A 15,612-nucleotide genomic window follows, 5' to 3' on the forward strand; every position below is an offset into this window, starting at 1 on the left:
CATAAGTAAATATATTGGGATCAAATATTTGTTTATATTATTAAATACTTTCTTCTTCACTTTGAATCATGTTCTGAGCAGTAAATTTCATAATATCCTCAATAGACAATCCTTCTTTGTATTGTTTTATCCATTTCATAGATTGATTTCCTTCCTCAAGAACTTTATAAATAGGTTTCAAAAGATGAGTCATATTTAACTTTTCTGCAGTTAAAGATAAATCAGCTAATACATTTTTTATCCATTCTCTACAAATCATTTTCTTGCCATCTCTCCAATGAGTCAATTTAGCGTCTAGACTCATTTGTGCAGCTTTAATTTCGTTTTGATCACATATTTTTGTTAATTGATCCATAGAAAAGTTACTAGTATTTAAGGGATCTAAAGTCTTCAGATTTTCGAATAAATAAATCACTCTAAGTTCAAGTAAAGCTGTTATTGCCAACAACAACTCAATATCAGAGATGTAATCGCAAATTCTTAATTCCAGACGATCTAAGACATGAGGCCTTTGAGGTCCATTTGGGCGAATAGAAGACCAAAAATGTCTAATATTGTACATATTTCCATTCTTAATATTTTCTTCAATCCATTTTATATAGTCATTATGATTATAAAAAAAAGGAACCTTATTTGGTGTTTTAGGGAATTGAATCCATCTCTGTGAATGATTAGTAGTAAGTTTATTATTTAAAAAAGGAGAGCTTGCACTTATTGATAAATACAAAGAAGCCTCACACCTTACAAGTCGGATAGCTGCAAAAAGTTTATCTAAGTTATCAATACCTAAATTTATATGAACACTGGAAGTGGCGATTGATATACCGTAGTTCTCTTGAATAAATTGATGATAAACGTTATTTTTATCAGAACGTTGAAACTGATTATTGTGTTTAAAACATAACGTAGATGAAGGGATTATTGTTAAATCTCTTTTGTTTAACCATTTCCTTAAACTTATTCTAGGTTCTAATAAATTCTTATAACTGACTTTATAGTCTTTTTCTGGATTCGTAATATACTCAACATTTCTATTATCCGGCTCTTTGACAAAATTCGAAAACGTTTTTTCAATATCATCAGAAACTCCAACATGATTATTTTGAGAACCAGTAAAGAGTTCTACTTCAAAGCCTTTATATAAATTATTATTATTCATTTATCTATCCAAACAAGCCAATGCCATTAATATGCCTTTGGCTTTATTAATAGTCTCTTGATATTCATTCGCAGGAGAGGAATCTGCAACTATCCCAGCACCAGCCTGAACAGAAACTATATATTCCCCATCATTTGAAGGCTGAACTATCATTGTTCTTATTGTTATCGCAGTATTTAGTGCACCATTTATATCTATAGACCCATAAACTCCAGCATAAGGACCTCTAGCATCTTTCTCAAAGTCTTTAATTAATTGCATAGCTCTAATTTTTGGAGCCCCAGTTACTGTACCAGCAGGAAAACATGCTTTAAGTAAATCCCATACCCCAGTATTACTTTTTAAGATACCTTCAACTTCACTAACTATGTGCATTACGTGTGAATATTTTTCAATTATCATCAAATCTTTAACCTCTACTGTGCCTGTTTCACATACTCTTCCTAAATCATTTCTTCCCAGATCAATAAGCATTACATGTTCTGATATCTCTTTAGGATCTTTTAATAAATCTTTCTCAAATTTTAAATCTTGTTCAGCATCTTGACCTCTTGGCCTTGTACCAGCTATCGGTCTTAAGCTTGCAACAATTTGATTAGTTTTATTCTTCTCTGCTTTGACCATTACTTCAGGACTAGAACCTATTAAGTACCATGATCCAAAATCAAAGAAAGCCATATAAGGTGAAGGATTAACAATCCTTAAGCTTCTATATAGATTAAAGGGATCACTTTTAACTTTCGATTGAAATTTTTGGCTAATAACAATTTGAAAAATATCTCCTTTTCTTATATATTCCTTTGCAGAAACAACAGCTTCTTCAAACTCTTTTCTTTCCCAATTACTTGAAATTGCAATATTCAAATCTTTTTTTTCATCCCAGTTAAGAGCATGTCTTTCATTAATTGGAGCACTCATTAAATCTTTGATTCTATTAATTCTTAAAATCGAATCTTGATAAATTTCTTGAACATGAGTTTCTGATGTTCTGGAAGTGTCAGCATATACAACTACAGTGATACATCTTTTCATTTGATCAAATATTACTAATTGATCAAAAAACATCCAAGATCCATAGGGTATATTATTATCTTCTAGAGGATTAATAGGCACATTAGGCTCTATGCGATTGATTAATTCATAACCCCAAGAACCATATAACTGACCAACATAAGGTAAATTATCGATATTATATGACTTATATTCTTCGGTCCAAGTTCTTAATAAATCAAAAGGATCGCCTTTATATTTTTCACTATTTCCATTATTCCAAGTCTTAATAGTTTCTTCTCCAAGACAAACTGCTTCCCAAAGAGGATCAGTAGCAACGATACTCCATCTACCTAAATTTTCCCCACCTTCGACGGATTCAAAAAAGACCCCATGTGAATCTTTATTTGATAATTTAAGCCATGTAGATAATGGAGTCTCTAAATCAGCAGGCCATGTTTTGAAAATAGGTATAAAATTTTTACCTTCTTTATAAGCCTTTAAAAAACTATCTTTTTGAGAACTGATCATACTAGTATATTCAGTCCAAATTATAATTATATTTGTTTGTTATATCAACTTTTGATAAGTTATTCAAAAGTTTCTTTAGTAGTAAATTTTAAACCTGCAGGATTCGGATTCTCTCCAATTCTTCTTGGATTATGACCAACTTTTTCTCTACCTTCATTAACTTTCTCGGAGAATACTCCATCCTTAGGATGTAAGAATTCAATATCTCCGCCAGGGAATATTCTATAAATTTTAAAATTTTCAATCCTAGGTTTAAAACCCCTTAATTGTGTCCCAAGAGCAAGACATTGTTCTTTTCTTGCAAAGTACATTAAATTATCTCCCTCGTGCATAATAGCGGCTCCACCAGTTGGCAACTCAAATGCTTGTTCCTTGGAGCTATTCCATGAAATCGCATATTTTTCTTCAGTTTCTGCAGAGTTTAATAAACCCCCAGTACTGCCTATATGCTTTGGAAATTGACCAACTAAAGTTTCAGTCATCCTAAATTTTGAAATTATTTCTTATAAGAAACTAGCATTCATGTTTTACAAATTTCTTAATTATTTAAAAAGTTTCTACATTATTTAATAAATGTAAAAAAGAAATATGCATTTAAATATGATCTATATCTGCAATTGGGAAAAATACTGTCAAGCCAGTATCCCTTCTTTGTGTAACGTGACCTCCTAAACTCGCTAATAATTTTTGAGTTGCAACTTGACTTAATTGTAAACTTCCTGTTTGAGGATTCCAATTTAATACTGGACCAATATCAGAACCATTTTCTGTATTGAAAATTTCGTTTTTACCCGTATCAAATTTTTTTACTTTTAATTGAAGTTTTAATTTTTGTCCCGCGGGCCTTAACTCTAAGATTAAAGTACTACCTTCTCTTAATCCTCTGGTATTTTTATCGATTAGCCCTCTTAACATTAATTCTAGTTTTTCAGAATCACTCAAAATTTCGGGAAGTTGTTTAGGTATATCAGTTTCTATTGAAATCCCACGTCGCTTTAATTGTTTACTCCAAACAGGTGATAATTTATAAAGAATTTCCCCTAAATTTATTCTTGCCAACTGATTGGGGGGGGAGTTATCGTTACTTACAAGTTCCGCAGCATTGAAAATAAGACCAAATCTATCTATTTGCTCATTACACTCATTATCAATTTGAATTAAACGGTTTCTCATTGATTCGTCCATATTATATTTCCTGAGAGTAGAGCTTATTAAAGTCCTTATAGTTGCTAAAGGAGTTCTGACTTCATGAGAAATTGCTTGTAATAACTTTGCCTCCGTTAATTGATCATTTTTATCATCATTTTTAACTGCATTCTGAACACTTAATTTAGGAATTAAATTTGCCAACTTAATTGATAAACTGGGCCAAAAACTCTTGTCAAATTCATTATTAATATTAAGATCTCCTAAATTTTTAATTGCATTACGAAAATTAATTGCCTCTTCAAAATTTTCTTGATTCAATTTTGCATCAATCAATTCAATTGCAGTTTTTAGGCTACTTTCATCGCATCTCATAAGTAAAGTTCTCTCGTCTTTTTCTCCTGCAATTGTTAAAAGACATTGAAAATTAGTAGTAATAATTATTAAAAAAGGTTCATAACCATCTTTAGTATTTAAATTTAAGACTTTGTAATTCCTAACAAAATTACTGTCTTCTTTAATTTTTATGGAATGATCTACTGGTAGGAAACCAGCATTATCCATCTGAAAATATGGAAAACCTTCTGGAGACCATAACCAACCTTGCATTTTTGCAAGACATTTTTTATCTGTGAGAGCAGGCAAAGGAGAAGCTACCCAAAATCCTCCTTCTTGAGTGTGGGAGAGGAACTCTTTTTGAATAACTTCTAAAGAAGCCCACCACATCCGTCTAGAAGTTTCATCATCAACATATGAGGTATTTAATCCTTGCAGAAGTAAATCTTGAATTTTTTTTATAGTTATCAGAGATTTCATTGATTTCTTAATGATCTAGAGCGATTTAAAGTAGATAATGCCAGACCAATGCATATAAAGTTAATCAATAAAGAAGTCCTACCATAACTCATAAAAGGTAGCGGAATGCCAGTTACTGGACCTAATCCAATAGTCATGAATAAGTTAATAATGATCTGAAATAAAAATGTTGACGCTATTCCAATAATTATTAATGACTCAAAAGGAGTTCTGGCATTTTCAGATACCTTTACAAGACGACCAATCAAAACAAAAAACAAAAAAAGAACCAGAATGCATCCTAAAAAACCTAATTCTTCCCCTAACGCACTAAAGATAAAATCTGTATGTTGTTCAGGTATAAATTGTAAATTTGTAAGTTTACCATTTAATAAACCAGTCCCAAGAAGACCTCCAGAACCTATTGCTATTTTACTTTGCAATAAATGATATCCTCCTCCTAAAGGGTCCCTACTAGGATCTAGGAACAGAACTAATCTATCTTTTTGATAATCTTTTAAGCCAAATTCCCAAATAAAAGGTGTCAACTTTATAACTAATGAATGAAGAGCTAATGTAAACATCGAGAAGATGATTTTCTTTTGCGAGGACCTATAGGCTAAGTAACCCATAAAAGGAAGCCAGACAATAAGCAAGTTTGGAGAAATTAAATAAAATAGAGAGGTAAAAATACAACAAACCAAAATGAGAAACCATTCTATCGGCATTTGGGACCAATAAAGCATTCCAAAAGTCAATACTATTAAAACTAGAGAAGTCCCTAAATCAGGTTGAAAAAATATTAATAACCAGGGAATGACTACAATTAAAAAAGGTAATATTAGATCTTTTATCGAAGAAATAGACTTCCTTTCTAGAACTAAAGCAAGAGTTAATATAGTACTCAATTTCGCGACTTCAGAAGGTTGAAAAGAAAAAATCCCCAAGCTCAACCATCTTTGAGCACCATAAATTGAAATCCCAAAAAAATAGATGAAAATTAATGAAAGTAAAGAGCAAAAATAGAATGGAATCAAATATTTTTTAATTCTCTCTATTGGTATATATGAAATAAAAATAGCTAAAAAATATCCTAATAAGCCTGTGAAAAGATGATTTAAAAAATCTGATTGTAAAAATTCTCTTTGTACACTTTTTATTAAAATACTTGAAATAAAAACTAACGCTAAAGGGATAACTAGTAAAGGTGAAAAAATAATTTTTCGATTAATTTTATGTTTTTTTTCAAAAAATCTCTTTTTCTTTTTTAAAGAAATTTCCTTAAACATTAATACTAATTAATAAATTGTTTTTTAATCAATTGAGCTAACTCTTTAAATCTAATTGAACTTTCTTTATCTGGTTCACTTATTGAAATTGGAACACCCTTATTACTATCATTGACAAGTTCTATTTCGATAGGAATTTGAGCAAGTAATGGTAAATTATTTTCCCCAGCTAAGATTTTCCCGCCACCTTTACCAAAAATTTCATATTTTTTATTAGGCATATCTGGTGGAATAAAAACAGACATATTTTCTACAACACCCAATAGTGGAACACCAAGTTGCTTAAACATTGCCAACCCTCTTCTTGCATCTTGCAAAGATACCTTTTGAGGCGTCGTTACAACAATTGCACCAGAAATAGGAACAGATTGAGATAAAGATATTTGAGCATCTCCTGTACCTGGAGGTAAGTCAATAACTAAGAAGTCAAGATTATTCCATTCAACTTGATAAAGAAATTGCTTTATTATGCTATTTAACATTGGTCCTCTCCATATTACTGGTTGTCCTTCTTCTATCAAAAAACCCATTGAGACTAATGAGATACCATATTTATTAATTGGAATTAATCTTTGATCATTACCGCTACCATCAGTTACTTTTGGATTTTCTTCGGTAACTCCCAGCATTGAAGGAGTATTAGGCCCATAAATATCAGCATCTAATAAACCAGTTTTTAAACCTAATTTAGCTAACGAGCATGCGATATTAACTGCAATTGTACTTTTACCGACACCCCCCTTACCACTACTTATAGCGATAATATGTTTTATGCCTTTAATGTTCTTCAACTCAGGAAAATTATTTTCGCTTGTAGAATTCGATTGAGATACTTTATTGTCAATTTCTATTTGTACATCATTAACATCCTCAAATTTAAGGAGTATATTTTTAACCTCTTTTACTATTCGCTCTCTCTGAGAATTTGCAAATGAAGGTAAGGATAGTGTGATTATTATTCTGGGTAAAATTACTCTAACATTCTTAATCCAGGCAAGTTCAATAAGATTTTTCTTTGATCCAGAATCTAGAATCTTTGATAATGAATAATTCGCATCTTCGACTGTAGTCATCAAAATTTTTAAATGTTTTTATAGGTTAGTCGACTCTTTAAAAGATTAAGAACTATGTCGAACTATCGAATAATAAGAAATTACCACCCCCTTAAACGAAATTATAAAGGGAAACTACTAATTAACCAAAAATTTTATTCTTCAAATATCAAGTTAAATAAATGTCTAAAGAACCACCTAAGAATTCAAGAGAAAAAACGAAGAATCTCTTACTCAAGTTACAAGATAATATTTGCAAAGGCCTGGAAAATATTGATGGAAAAGCTAAATTTACTGAAGAATCTTGGCTCAGAGAAGAAGGTGGAGGGGGAAAGTCAAGAGTTTTAAAAAACGGCTCAATTTTTGAGCAAGCTGGAGTGAATTTCTCAGAAGTACATGGGAAAGAACTACCTCAATCGATAATCTCACAAAGACCGGAAGCTAAAGGCCATAAATGGTTTGCTACGGGCACTTCGATGGTCTTACACCCTAAAAATCCATTTATACCTACAGTACATCTTAATTATCGTTATTTTGAAGCAGGACCAGTTTGGTGGTTTGGTGGAGGTGCAGACCTAACGCCATATTATCCATATTTAACTGACGTAAGAAATTTTCATAAAGAACATTGTAATGCCTGTGAAAAAGTGAATAAAAATCTCCACAAGGTATTTAAGCCATGGTGTGATGAATATTTCTTTTTAAAACATAGAAATGAATCTAGAGGTATTGGAGGCATCTTTTATGATTATCAAGATGGTTCTGGCAGAATTTATAAAGGTAATAATAAAGAGAGTAAGGCCTACAAAGAATCTATTAATATTGGAGAATTAAACTTAAATTGGAATAATTTATTTTCATTAGCAGAAAATTGCGGTGGAGCATTCTTAGATTCGTATCAGCCAATAATTGAAAAGAGAGTTAACCAAAACTACACAAAAGAGCAGAGAGAATTTCAACTATATAGACGAGGAAGATACGTTGAATTCAATTTGGTTTGGGACAGAGGAACAATTTTTGGATTACAAACAAATGGTAGAACTGAATCTATATTAATGTCATTACCACCATTGGCTAGATGGGAATATGGGTATAAAGCCAAAAAAGGCTCAAGAGAAGATTATCTTACAAAAATTTTCACAAAACCTCAGGATTGGCAAAATGATAAAATTTTAGAAAAATTTTGTAAGGAAAATAATATTTTTGATTAAATTGCTTGAAACCAATTAAGAAAATTTGACTAAATTGGTGTTTTGAACAAAGAACCATCACTTTTTAATTTGAGCCTATCTCTTAATTCATTTTCTAAAGATATTAATTCATCTCTATGAGCTCTTAATCTTATTAACGTCATTTCTTCATTATCTTCACTACTTATCAATCTCAATTCAAATTTTTCTTCCCTAGCTGATTTCCTAAAATAAATCATTCCTGATAAAGGTCCTCCAATTAGACCTAAAAGAATAGGCCACCATCCCAAAGTTGGATAAATTTGAATAATTACTAACCCTAGAGCACAGGATCCTAACCCACCAAGCAAACCTAAAAAAATTGCTAAAAATTTGCTAGATACAACTTGGCCTTTAAATATTAAAATTCTTTGATCAAAATCTCCACCTGTCTGGTTCCAACCTCTTAGATTAAGCCATTCGTACATAACTTTTAAAACTTCTATAGGTTTTTGACAGGAAGTTATTTCAACTATTGTCGTTCTATCTTTACTTGAAGCTCTTAGGAAAAAAAATAAACCTATTGCAAGAAGAATTGTAAGTAATAATGTTGAATTAAGAGAATAAGTCATTTATACACATCTAATAATATTCACTATTTTGTCTAATAAGAAATTCATCATAATATAAATTTAAATTTTTTATGATTAAAAATTTACTTTAAATCCTTAGAAAAAATTTAATCACAAACTTAAAAAATAATGTAAAGTAAAAATTGAAATAAATTATCGTTAATACTTATGAATAATGGTGAAAAAAATAAAAAAATAAATTTTTCCCATAATGATATTAATACTGATTTATATAATCTTTACAAGGACTCATCTTATTTAGCTGTAGATACTGAGGCAATGGGATTGATCCATGGAAGAGATAGGCTTTGTTTAATACAAATATGTAATGAATTAAATTTGACTGCATGCATAAAAATAGAACTTAACAACTCAGATTCACCCAATATAAAAAAATTATTTGAAGATAAAAACATAATGAAAATATTTCATTATGCCAGATTTGATGTGGCAGCTCTAAGATGTAATCTTGAAATTAATACAAGAAATATTTTCTGTACAAAAATAGCCAGTAAATTAGCAAGGACTTACACAAATAAACATGGCTTAAAAGATTTAATCAATGAATTACTAGAAGTAGAATTAGATAAAAGTTCGCAAAGTAGTGATTGGGGAAGCTTGGAAGATTTATCTAATAAGCAAATTGATTATGCTGCCAACGACGTTAGATATTTAATTGAGACAATGCACAAATTAAAGCTGATTCTTGATAGAGAAGGAAGATATGAGTTGGCTCAAAAATGTTTTAAGACTATTCCAGTTCATTCTGAATTAGATATATTAAAATTCTCGAATATATTTGAACATTAATTAATCTTCAGTTATAAAATTATCCTCATTTTCTAGAGTCGACATAAGTTTATCTAGTATTTTAGATGAACTTAGTTTTTTTCTATTATCATTTTCACATGTTTTCAAAAGATCTTGTGCAACTTGTCTTTTTTCTTCAATAGTTTTAGAACCTTTTTTTGCAATTTGAATTTCTACTTTTTTTTTGGCTGAGGACAAACTTACACTGAGTAACTTAGCTATCTCAGAGCATATTGCTATATATTGACGATCATTAATAGGATACATAAAAATTTATAAAACCTTTTAAATATTACTTGATCAAGTTAACAAATTTAAATTTATATGATCCACAATTTTTTTACTAGCCCCCCTTTTACCCATTCTTTTCATTCCGATTTTTACTTGTTTTAATCTGTAATCTTTTTTATTTAGTAAAACCTCTAAATTATCAATAAGAGTTTTTTTATTATCACAAACTAATACACTTCCTCCTAATAATCTAGACTGTCTTTTTGCAAATGATTTTGTGAATTGAGGGCCAGCGCCTGGAATAGAAATAGAGGGTATACCAAGGCCAGTTATTTGTTCTGTAGCAGTGCCTGCATTTGACAATCCAACACAGGCCATATTAGCCCACTGATTAAAAGTACTTTTGCCTAACAAAATATATTTATCTTTATTTTTCCAAACTGAATCTTCACCAACCAAAAAATTCACATTATTTTCTTCCAAATAACCATTATGAGATAGGTGACGCTTAATCGTAAAAACATTTGCATTAATACTTAGAGGCAAAAGAATAATCAAATCATTTGATATTTTTACATCTTCTAAACATTTTAAAAAAATATCAAGATTATTTAGAGCCTCAGGGAATCGACTTCCTATTATTAAAATTAACCTATTAAACATAATAATATTAGAAATATTTTCATTTTTTGTATCTACAAAATCCATCATTGGGTTCCCAAAATATTTAGCACTAATCTTTTTTTTATTTAAATTATTTGCTGTAATTTCATCTCTCATTATTAAACTTTTACATCTAGGAGACCTCATTATAAAAATTTCCCAAGGGTCCCATTCAGAGCCTTTAATTTTATGATAAAAATCACTCAATGCCCATCCAGGTCCGTTACTCCATGTATGATCACTTTTAGGCATGCCGAGAAAACTAAATTCGCATTTTGAGATCCACGCAAAAAATAAAGGCAACAAATCACCCACGGCAATAATTTTATAATTATCTTTTGACTTGCCTCTTACAATTAAAAAGTTTTTAAAAGCATCTACTAAAAACCCTGCAAAAAAATCAAGAATAAATCCTTTTAAGCTTTGATTACTAAAACCTCCGCTTGGTAATTCCTTGAGATAACCAATTTTGCTAAAATTCTTGGATTTTATGCAGTCAAAAATCTTACCATTGCCAACCAATGGCATAACTTCAACTTTTTTAATTTTTATTTTTTTTAAGAATCTTTTTATTATTTCTAATGCGATAACATCTTCCCCATGTCCATTACATATAATTAATACAGAATGAGACGCGATACTGGTAGGATCATTATGTGATTGAATCATTTCTCTATCGGCGGCATGGCCAAGTGGTAAGGCAGAGGATTGCAAATCCTTTATCCCCAGTTCGAATCTGGGTGCCGCCTTTTTCAAATCAGTGATAATATCCGCTATAAAGCTTTCAAAGAAATGAAGTTTTTCGTAGCGATTTTCGTATTTCAATTTCTTCAGGCTGAATTTTATGGAAGATAAGTTACTTGATAAATTATCGGGTTTTATGAACCTATTTTTATTATCCCATTATTATCCCATTGAGAAAGCTATCAAGTCATAAAGAAATATCGACTGTAGATTCTAGGATAATAAAAGTATTATTTTTTTATTCTTTCAGAAGATGATTAAAAAATTAAATAAGCTAAAAAAGAGAATCTAGTAATCATTTTTTTTACATTAATCTTTCTAATAGTCATTATCCGCAACACATATACCTAAACAACGTATACCATTCGAAGCAGTCCTTTTACAGTGATTACACAAAATCTTTTCTTTATCTAAAGAAACTCGAGATTCTTTTTTGGTTTTATCACTTATCGAGTTATGGTTAAGCTCACAAGCTTCCATTATCTTATATTTGTTTTTAATCGATATTAACAACAAAAGAAGGATTAGCGTTAGAAGAGGGTATATCCATAATTTTTACAGATTCTTTGGGTTCATCAATAACTTCGCTTTCCTTAGGTTTCTCATCTACTGCGCAAGCCTCAAGTGCTTCTCTAAGAAGCGAATCAAAAGTTGCCCCAGGTAATCTATGTCTTGCAACCTCAAGAAAAGTTCTTGGTAATGATTCAGAAGCAGCATCTCTTAAGGCAGGATTATTTTTTCTATGGTCTTGCTCTTCTTCTATTGATTTGATAAATCTCAGTGTTACATCTCTTTTAGTAGAGGCTTTTATCAAAGTATCATTTTCAGAATTTGTAGAACCTGAGTCATTCTCAATATCACTTAGCCTTTTCTCAAGACTATTTAAAACCTCATTAGCTTCTTTACTTATATGAGCTAATTGTCCGTCAGATAGATTTGGTAAATCAGCAACAAAAACCTTTCCATGATCCCTTAAACTTAAAAAAGTTGGACGGGGGCCTTGATTTTGACGCCCGTTAAAATCTGAATTATTACCTATTGGTCTTTTAGGAGGTGTAGGTCCAGCTGAGCTACGTCTACGTGTAATTCTTTGATTATTTTCAAAGGGCATTGAATTAAAGTTAAATCTACTTACTTAAATTTCCGATATAATTCGGCTGTAGTTTTATTATATTACACCTAACTTTTTCATTTGTGTAGATAAATTTAATTTGTAATTTCTCAAAAAAATTTTATTCAGACGATTTAAATTATTATTTCAGGCAAAAAATTATTCTCTTTTGAATTATTTTTCTTGAGAACCTTTCCTAGGACCCAACTTGATATATCAAAAGCATTACAAATATTTAAGATCTTATCCTTATATTTCTTATCAATTATTAAACAAAATCCCACCCCAAGATTAAAAGTGTTCCAGAAATCTTTTTCAGGAATCTGACCTACATCCTTTAAAAATTCAAATAAAACAGGAATCTTCCATGATTTCTTATCTATGTAAGGAATAAAATCAGAAGACATACACCTTGGTAAATTTTCAGGAATTCCTCCTCCAGTGATATGCGACATTCCCTTTATTTGAATATTTTGAGATAAAATTTGATTTACAATTTTAAAATAAATTTTTGTAGGTTTTAATAATTCATCATAAAAATCTAAGTTATATTTTTTTTCAAATTGCTTATCAATTTGATTATTATTTTCAATTATTTTTCTAACTAAACTAAATCCATTACTATGCATTCCGTTACTTTGTAATGCAATTATCAAATCATTTTCACATATTTTTTTGCCATTAATTAATTTTTCTTCGTCAGCTATTCCAACGCAAAATCCTGCCAAATCATACTTATTCTTTGAGTAAAATCCTGGCATCTCCGCGGTTTCTCCTCCAAGTATAGAGCATTTATTTTCTCGACAACTATGCGCAATACCATTAATAACTTCTAATAATTGATTTTTTTCAAGCTTGCCTGTAGCAATATAATCAAGAAAAAAAAGCGGCTTTGCTCCAGTTGTAATAATGTCGTTCATACACATTGCTACTAAATCAATCCCAACTTCAAAGTGAAAGTTTTTGATTTGAGCTAATTCCAATTTCGTGCCAACACCATCAGTTCCTGATACTAAGACGGGTTTCTTTAAACCCTCAAGAGGAATTTTAAATAAACCTCCAAATCCTCCAATCCCCTCCAAAACATTAGATGAATATGTTGATTCGACAGATTGCTTTATTTCTGATACAAATTCTCTTCCAGCTTTTATGTCAACTCCTGATGTTTTGTAATCCATGAAATAAAAATGATAGAATCCCCTTATATAGATATTCCTCCGTAGATTGCTTTTGTCCAGTAATTATTTATTAAATAGATTTATTTTTTAAAACAAAGTGAACAAAATAATAATAAGAAAAACAGAGGATCTTAAAGAATGGAGACGAAATCTCAAATGTGATATTAACTTTATCCCAACTATGGGAAATCTTCATGATGGTCATCAAAAATTAATATCAACTGCACAAAGTTCAAATTGCAATACAAACTTATTAAGTATTTTTGTTAATCCACTTCAATTTGATAGCAAAGAAGACCTTAAAAGCTACCCCAAAACTGTTGATAAAGATATTGAAATTGCTTTTTCCAATGGGGCAGATGCAATTTTTATTCCAAATGTAACTGATATCTATCCAAAAAAGAATAAAAGCATAAGTTATTTGAAAGCCTCTAAAGAATTATCTTCAGCTTTATGTGGGCTTACAAGAGTGGGGCATTTTGATGGGGTTTGCACTGTTGTTTATAGATTACTGAAACTCATACAACCCAAAAATCTTTTTTTAGGAGAAAAAGACTGGCAACAACTATTAATCATAAAAAACCTTATAGAAGAAAAAAAATTCAACATCAAAATTATCCCTGTTCCTACTCAAAGAGATTCTGATGGGGTCCCATTTAGTTCGCGTAATAAGCATTTATCTAAAAGTGAAAGAAAAAGTCTTAAATTATTCTCAAATGAACTAGAAAATGCAAAAATAATTTTTAAAAAGGATAAAAGAATTGACTTAAAACAACTAACAAACAAACTCAAATCAAAAAATATTTCAATTGAATATTTAGAACATTTACATCCCTACAGCTTGAAAAAAGTTCAATCAAACGATAATATTTCAATTTTAGCAGGTGCGATAAAATGTGGGAAAACAAGACTAATTGATCACGTTTTTCTTATGAAAAGAAAGCCAATTATTGCAATTGATGGGCCAGCTGGTTCAGGGAAAAGTACCATAACAAAGTTAATTGCCAAGGAGTTAAATCTTTTATATCTAGATACTGGAGCAATGTATAGAGCAATAAGTTGGCTCTTTAAAAAAGAAAAGATTGATTATGCTAAAGAGTCAGAATTAAAAAAAATTCTTAATAATATTTCTATTATTTTTAAGTCAAATTCTATTTCTCAGCAAGATGTATTTATAAATAATTTTTGTGTAACTGAAGAAATTCGTTCACAAGAAATAAGTTCTATTGTATCTAAAATTTCATCAATAAAAAAAGTGAGAGAATTTTTAGTTTATGAGCAAAGAAAAATTGGCCAATCTGGAGGATTGGTGGCTGAAGGGAGAGACATAGGAACAACAGTTTTTCCAAATGCAGAACTTAAAATATTCCTAACAGCTAGCATTGACGAAAGAGCTAAAAGAAGAAAGTCAGAGTTAGATTTAAGAGGGACTGAAGAAATAGACTTCAATCAATTAAGAGAACTTATAAGAAAAAGAGATTTTGAGGATTCAACAAGAAAAATTTCTCCTCTCAAAAAAGCAAACGATGCAATTGAACTTCTTACTGACGGATATTCAATTAATGAAGTAGTAGAAAAAATTGTTAACATCTACAATTTAAACATTCCCAAAGAAATTCAACTCGAATAAATTAATAAATAGTATCTAGAAAACCACTGACAGAGTCTTCTAAAATATCAAGGACATTATCAAATCCCTCATCTCCTCCAAAGTAAGGATCAGGGACTTCTATTTCGTGAAAAACTGATCTGAAATTTTGTATCTTTTTTATTGATGCAAAATCAGATAATGATTTTCGAGATTTCATATCAATAATATTTTCATAATTTGAATCATCCATAGCAACTATATAGTTAAATTTTTCAAAATCATTAGAATTTATTTGTCTAGCTCTACTAAAGATTTCTACGCCCCTTTTTCGTGATGCTATTCTCATTCTAGTATCAGCCTTCTTCCCTATATGCCAACTACCAGTCCCTGCAGAATCAACAATAAAACTATCATTTAATCCTTTTTTATTAATTAAATCTAGGAATATTGCTTCGGCAGCAGGAGACCTACAAATATTACCTAAACATACAAAAAGAACTGTTTGTTTTTTCATCTAATCT

General features: G+C 30.2%; 16 protein-coding genes and 1 tRNA gene. 4 read left to right on the plus strand and 13 right to left on the minus strand.

Features of this window, described 5'->3' with window-relative positions:
* Positions 1 to 40 precede the first annotated feature (40 nt).
* The 6 genes from gshA to TX50_RS08465 form a co-directional block, all read right to left on the minus strand.
* Positions 41 to 1,159 (minus strand): glutamate--cysteine ligase, encoded by a 1,119-nt coding sequence (gshA, locus tag TX50_RS08440; protein ID WP_011133204.1) that lies wholly within the window; start codon positions 1,157 to 1,159, stop codon positions 41 to 43.
* Positions 1,160 to 2,680: an anthranilate synthase component I family protein gene (locus TX50_RS08445; RefSeq protein ID WP_011133205.1), complete on the minus strand. Its 1,521-nt coding sequence runs from the start codon at positions 2,678 to 2,680 to the stop codon at positions 1,160 to 1,162.
* Positions 2,681 to 2,739: 59 nt separating this feature from the next.
* Positions 2,740 to 3,162: a photosystem I reaction center subunit II PsaD gene (locus TX50_RS08450; protein ID WP_011133206.1), complete on the minus strand. Its 423-nt coding sequence runs from the start codon at positions 3,160 to 3,162 to the stop codon at positions 2,740 to 2,742.
* A 112-nt stretch (positions 3,163 to 3,274) separates the two neighbouring features.
* The gene (locus tag TX50_RS08455) at positions 3,275 to 4,642 is read right to left on the minus strand and encodes a sensor histidine kinase (RefSeq protein WP_011133207.1); all 1,368 of its coding nucleotides are present in this window, start codon (positions 4,640 to 4,642) and stop codon (positions 3,275 to 3,277) included.
* On the minus strand, positions 4,639 to 5,910 hold the full coding sequence (gene rodA, locus TX50_RS08460; RefSeq protein ID WP_011133208.1) for a rod shape-determining protein RodA: 1,272 nt from the start codon (positions 5,908 to 5,910) through the stop codon (positions 4,639 to 4,641). Before rodA ends, TX50_RS08455 begins: the two co-directional genes overlap by 4 nt.
* Positions 5,911 to 5,915: 5 nt before the next feature.
* On the minus strand, positions 5,916 to 6,983 hold the full coding sequence (locus tag TX50_RS08465; protein ID WP_011133209.1) for an Mrp/NBP35 family ATP-binding protein: 1,068 nt from the start codon (positions 6,981 to 6,983) through the stop codon (positions 5,916 to 5,918).
* 161 nt (positions 6,984 to 7,144) lie between these two features.
* Here TX50_RS08465 and hemF point away from each other — a divergent pair, with 161 nt between their 5' ends.
* Entirely contained in the window at positions 7,145 to 8,173 is a 1,029-nt protein-coding gene (hemF, locus tag TX50_RS08470) for an oxygen-dependent coproporphyrinogen oxidase (RefSeq protein WP_011133210.1), read from the plus strand.
* 29 nt (positions 8,174 to 8,202) lie between these two features.
* On the opposite strand, the gene TX50_RS08475 is transcribed toward hemF, so the two are convergent.
* On the minus strand, positions 8,203 to 8,763 hold the full coding sequence (locus TX50_RS08475; RefSeq protein WP_011133211.1) for a cofactor assembly of complex C subunit B: 561 nt from the start codon (positions 8,761 to 8,763) through the stop codon (positions 8,203 to 8,205).
* A 168-nt stretch (positions 8,764 to 8,931) separates the two neighbouring features.
* On the opposite strand from TX50_RS08475, the gene TX50_RS08480 reads away from it, so the two are divergent.
* Entirely contained in the window at positions 8,932 to 9,573 is a 642-nt protein-coding gene (locus TX50_RS08480) for a ribonuclease D (RefSeq protein WP_011133212.1), read from the plus strand.
* On the opposite strand, the gene TX50_RS08485 is transcribed toward TX50_RS08480, so the two are convergent.
* Positions 9,574 to 9,840 (minus strand): hypothetical protein, encoded by a 267-nt coding sequence (locus TX50_RS08485; RefSeq protein ID WP_011133213.1) that lies wholly within the window; start codon positions 9,838 to 9,840, stop codon positions 9,574 to 9,576. It abuts the gene before it with no gap.
* 33 nt (positions 9,841 to 9,873) lie between these two features.
* Positions 9,874 to 11,136 carry a lipid-A-disaccharide synthase-related protein gene (locus tag TX50_RS09340; RefSeq protein ID WP_225866759.1) on the minus strand — a complete coding sequence of 421 codons (1,263 nt, stop codon included), beginning with the start codon at positions 11,134 to 11,136 and terminating at the stop codon, positions 9,874 to 9,876.
* Positions 11,137 to 11,145: 9 nt separating this feature from the next.
* Here TX50_RS09340 and TX50_RS08495 point away from each other — a divergent pair.
* A tRNA-Cys gene (locus TX50_RS08495) sits at positions 11,146 to 11,216 on the plus strand.
* Between the two features lie 313 nt (positions 11,217 to 11,529).
* Here the strand turns inward: TX50_RS08495 and TX50_RS09505 are convergent.
* The 3 genes from TX50_RS09505 to purM all read right to left on the minus strand — a co-directional run bounded on the left by TX50_RS09505 (position 11,530) and on the right by purM (position 13,500).
* Positions 11,530 to 11,691 carry a hypothetical protein gene (locus TX50_RS09505; RefSeq protein ID WP_011133215.1) on the minus strand — a complete coding sequence of 54 codons (162 nt, stop codon included), beginning with the start codon at positions 11,689 to 11,691 and terminating at the stop codon, positions 11,530 to 11,532.
* 16 nt (positions 11,692 to 11,707) lie between these two features.
* Entirely contained in the window at positions 11,708 to 12,322 is a 615-nt protein-coding gene (locus TX50_RS08500) for a hypothetical protein (protein ID WP_011133216.1), read from the minus strand.
* A gap of 134 nt (positions 12,323 to 12,456) precedes the next feature.
* The gene (gene purM, locus TX50_RS08505) at positions 12,457 to 13,500 is read right to left on the minus strand and encodes a phosphoribosylformylglycinamidine cyclo-ligase (protein ID WP_011133217.1); all 1,044 of its coding nucleotides are present in this window, start codon (positions 13,498 to 13,500) and stop codon (positions 12,457 to 12,459) included.
* A 97-nt stretch (positions 13,501 to 13,597) separates the two neighbouring features.
* Between purM and TX50_RS08510 the strand changes: the two genes are divergently transcribed.
* A complete protein-coding gene (locus tag TX50_RS08510; RefSeq protein ID WP_011133218.1) occupies positions 13,598 to 15,130 on the plus strand; it encodes a bifunctional pantoate--beta-alanine ligase/(d)CMP kinase in 1,533 nt (510 codons plus the stop codon).
* 1 nt (position 15,131) lies between these two features.
* On the opposite strand, the gene TX50_RS08515 is transcribed toward TX50_RS08510, so the two are convergent.
* Positions 15,132 to 15,605, minus strand: a complete 474-nt coding sequence (locus TX50_RS08515) for a low molecular weight protein-tyrosine-phosphatase (RefSeq protein WP_011133219.1) — start codon at positions 15,603 to 15,605, stop codon at positions 15,132 to 15,134.
* Between the last annotated feature and the right edge of the window lie 7 nt (positions 15,606 to 15,612).

Origin of the sequence: Prochlorococcus marinus subsp. pastoris str. CCMP1986 (assembly GCF_000011465.1) — a bacterium.
Lineage (GTDB): Bacteria > Cyanobacteriota > Cyanobacteriia > PCC-6307 > Cyanobiaceae > Prochlorococcus_A > Prochlorococcus_A pastoris.

Bases quoted from the DNA above. Each gene is read 5' to 3' on its own strand.
- gshA (WP_011133204.1), bottom strand. From the start codon at position 1,159: ATGAATAATAATAATTTATATAAAGGCTTTGAAGTAGAACTCTTTACT.
- TX50_RS08445 (WP_011133205.1), bottom strand. From the start codon at position 2,680: ATGATCAGTTCTCAAAAAGATAGTTTTTTAAAGGCTTATAAAGAAGGT.
- TX50_RS08450 (WP_011133206.1), bottom strand. From the start codon at position 3,162: ATGACTGAAACTTTAGTTGGTCAATTTCCAAAGCATATAGGCAGTACT.
- TX50_RS08455 (WP_011133207.1), bottom strand. From the start codon at position 4,642: ATGAAATCTCTGATAACTATAAAAAAAATTCAAGATTTACTTCTGCAA.
- rodA (WP_011133208.1), bottom strand. From the start codon at position 5,910: ATGTTTAAGGAAATTTCTTTAAAAAAGAAAAAGAGATTTTTTGAAAAA.
- TX50_RS08465 (WP_011133209.1), bottom strand. From the start codon at position 6,983: ATGACTACAGTCGAAGATGCGAATTATTCATTATCAAAGATTCTAGAT.
- hemF (WP_011133210.1), top strand. From the start codon at position 7,145: ATGTCTAAAGAACCACCTAAGAATTCAAGAGAAAAAACGAAGAATCTC.
- TX50_RS08475 (WP_011133211.1), bottom strand. From the start codon at position 8,763: ATGACTTATTCTCTTAATTCAACATTATTACTTACAATTCTTCTTGCA.
- TX50_RS08480 (WP_011133212.1), top strand. From the start codon at position 8,932: ATGAATAATGGTGAAAAAAATAAAAAAATAAATTTTTCCCATAATGAT.
- TX50_RS08485 (WP_011133213.1), bottom strand. From the start codon at position 9,840: ATGTATCCTATTAATGATCGTCAATATATAGCAATATGCTCTGAGATA.
- TX50_RS09340 (WP_225866759.1), bottom strand. From the start codon at position 11,136: ATGATTCAATCACATAATGATCCTACCAGTATCGCGTCTCATTCTGTA.
- TX50_RS09505 (WP_011133215.1), bottom strand. From the start codon at position 11,691: ATGGAAGCTTGTGAGCTTAACCATAACTCGATAAGTGATAAAACCAAA.
- TX50_RS08500 (WP_011133216.1), bottom strand. From the start codon at position 12,322: ATGCCCTTTGAAAATAATCAAAGAATTACACGTAGACGTAGCTCAGCT.
- purM (WP_011133217.1), bottom strand. From the start codon at position 13,500: ATGGATTACAAAACATCAGGAGTTGACATAAAAGCTGGAAGAGAATTT.
- TX50_RS08515 (WP_011133219.1), bottom strand. From the start codon at position 15,605: ATGAAAAAACAAACAGTTCTTTTTGTATGTTTAGGTAATATTTGTAGG.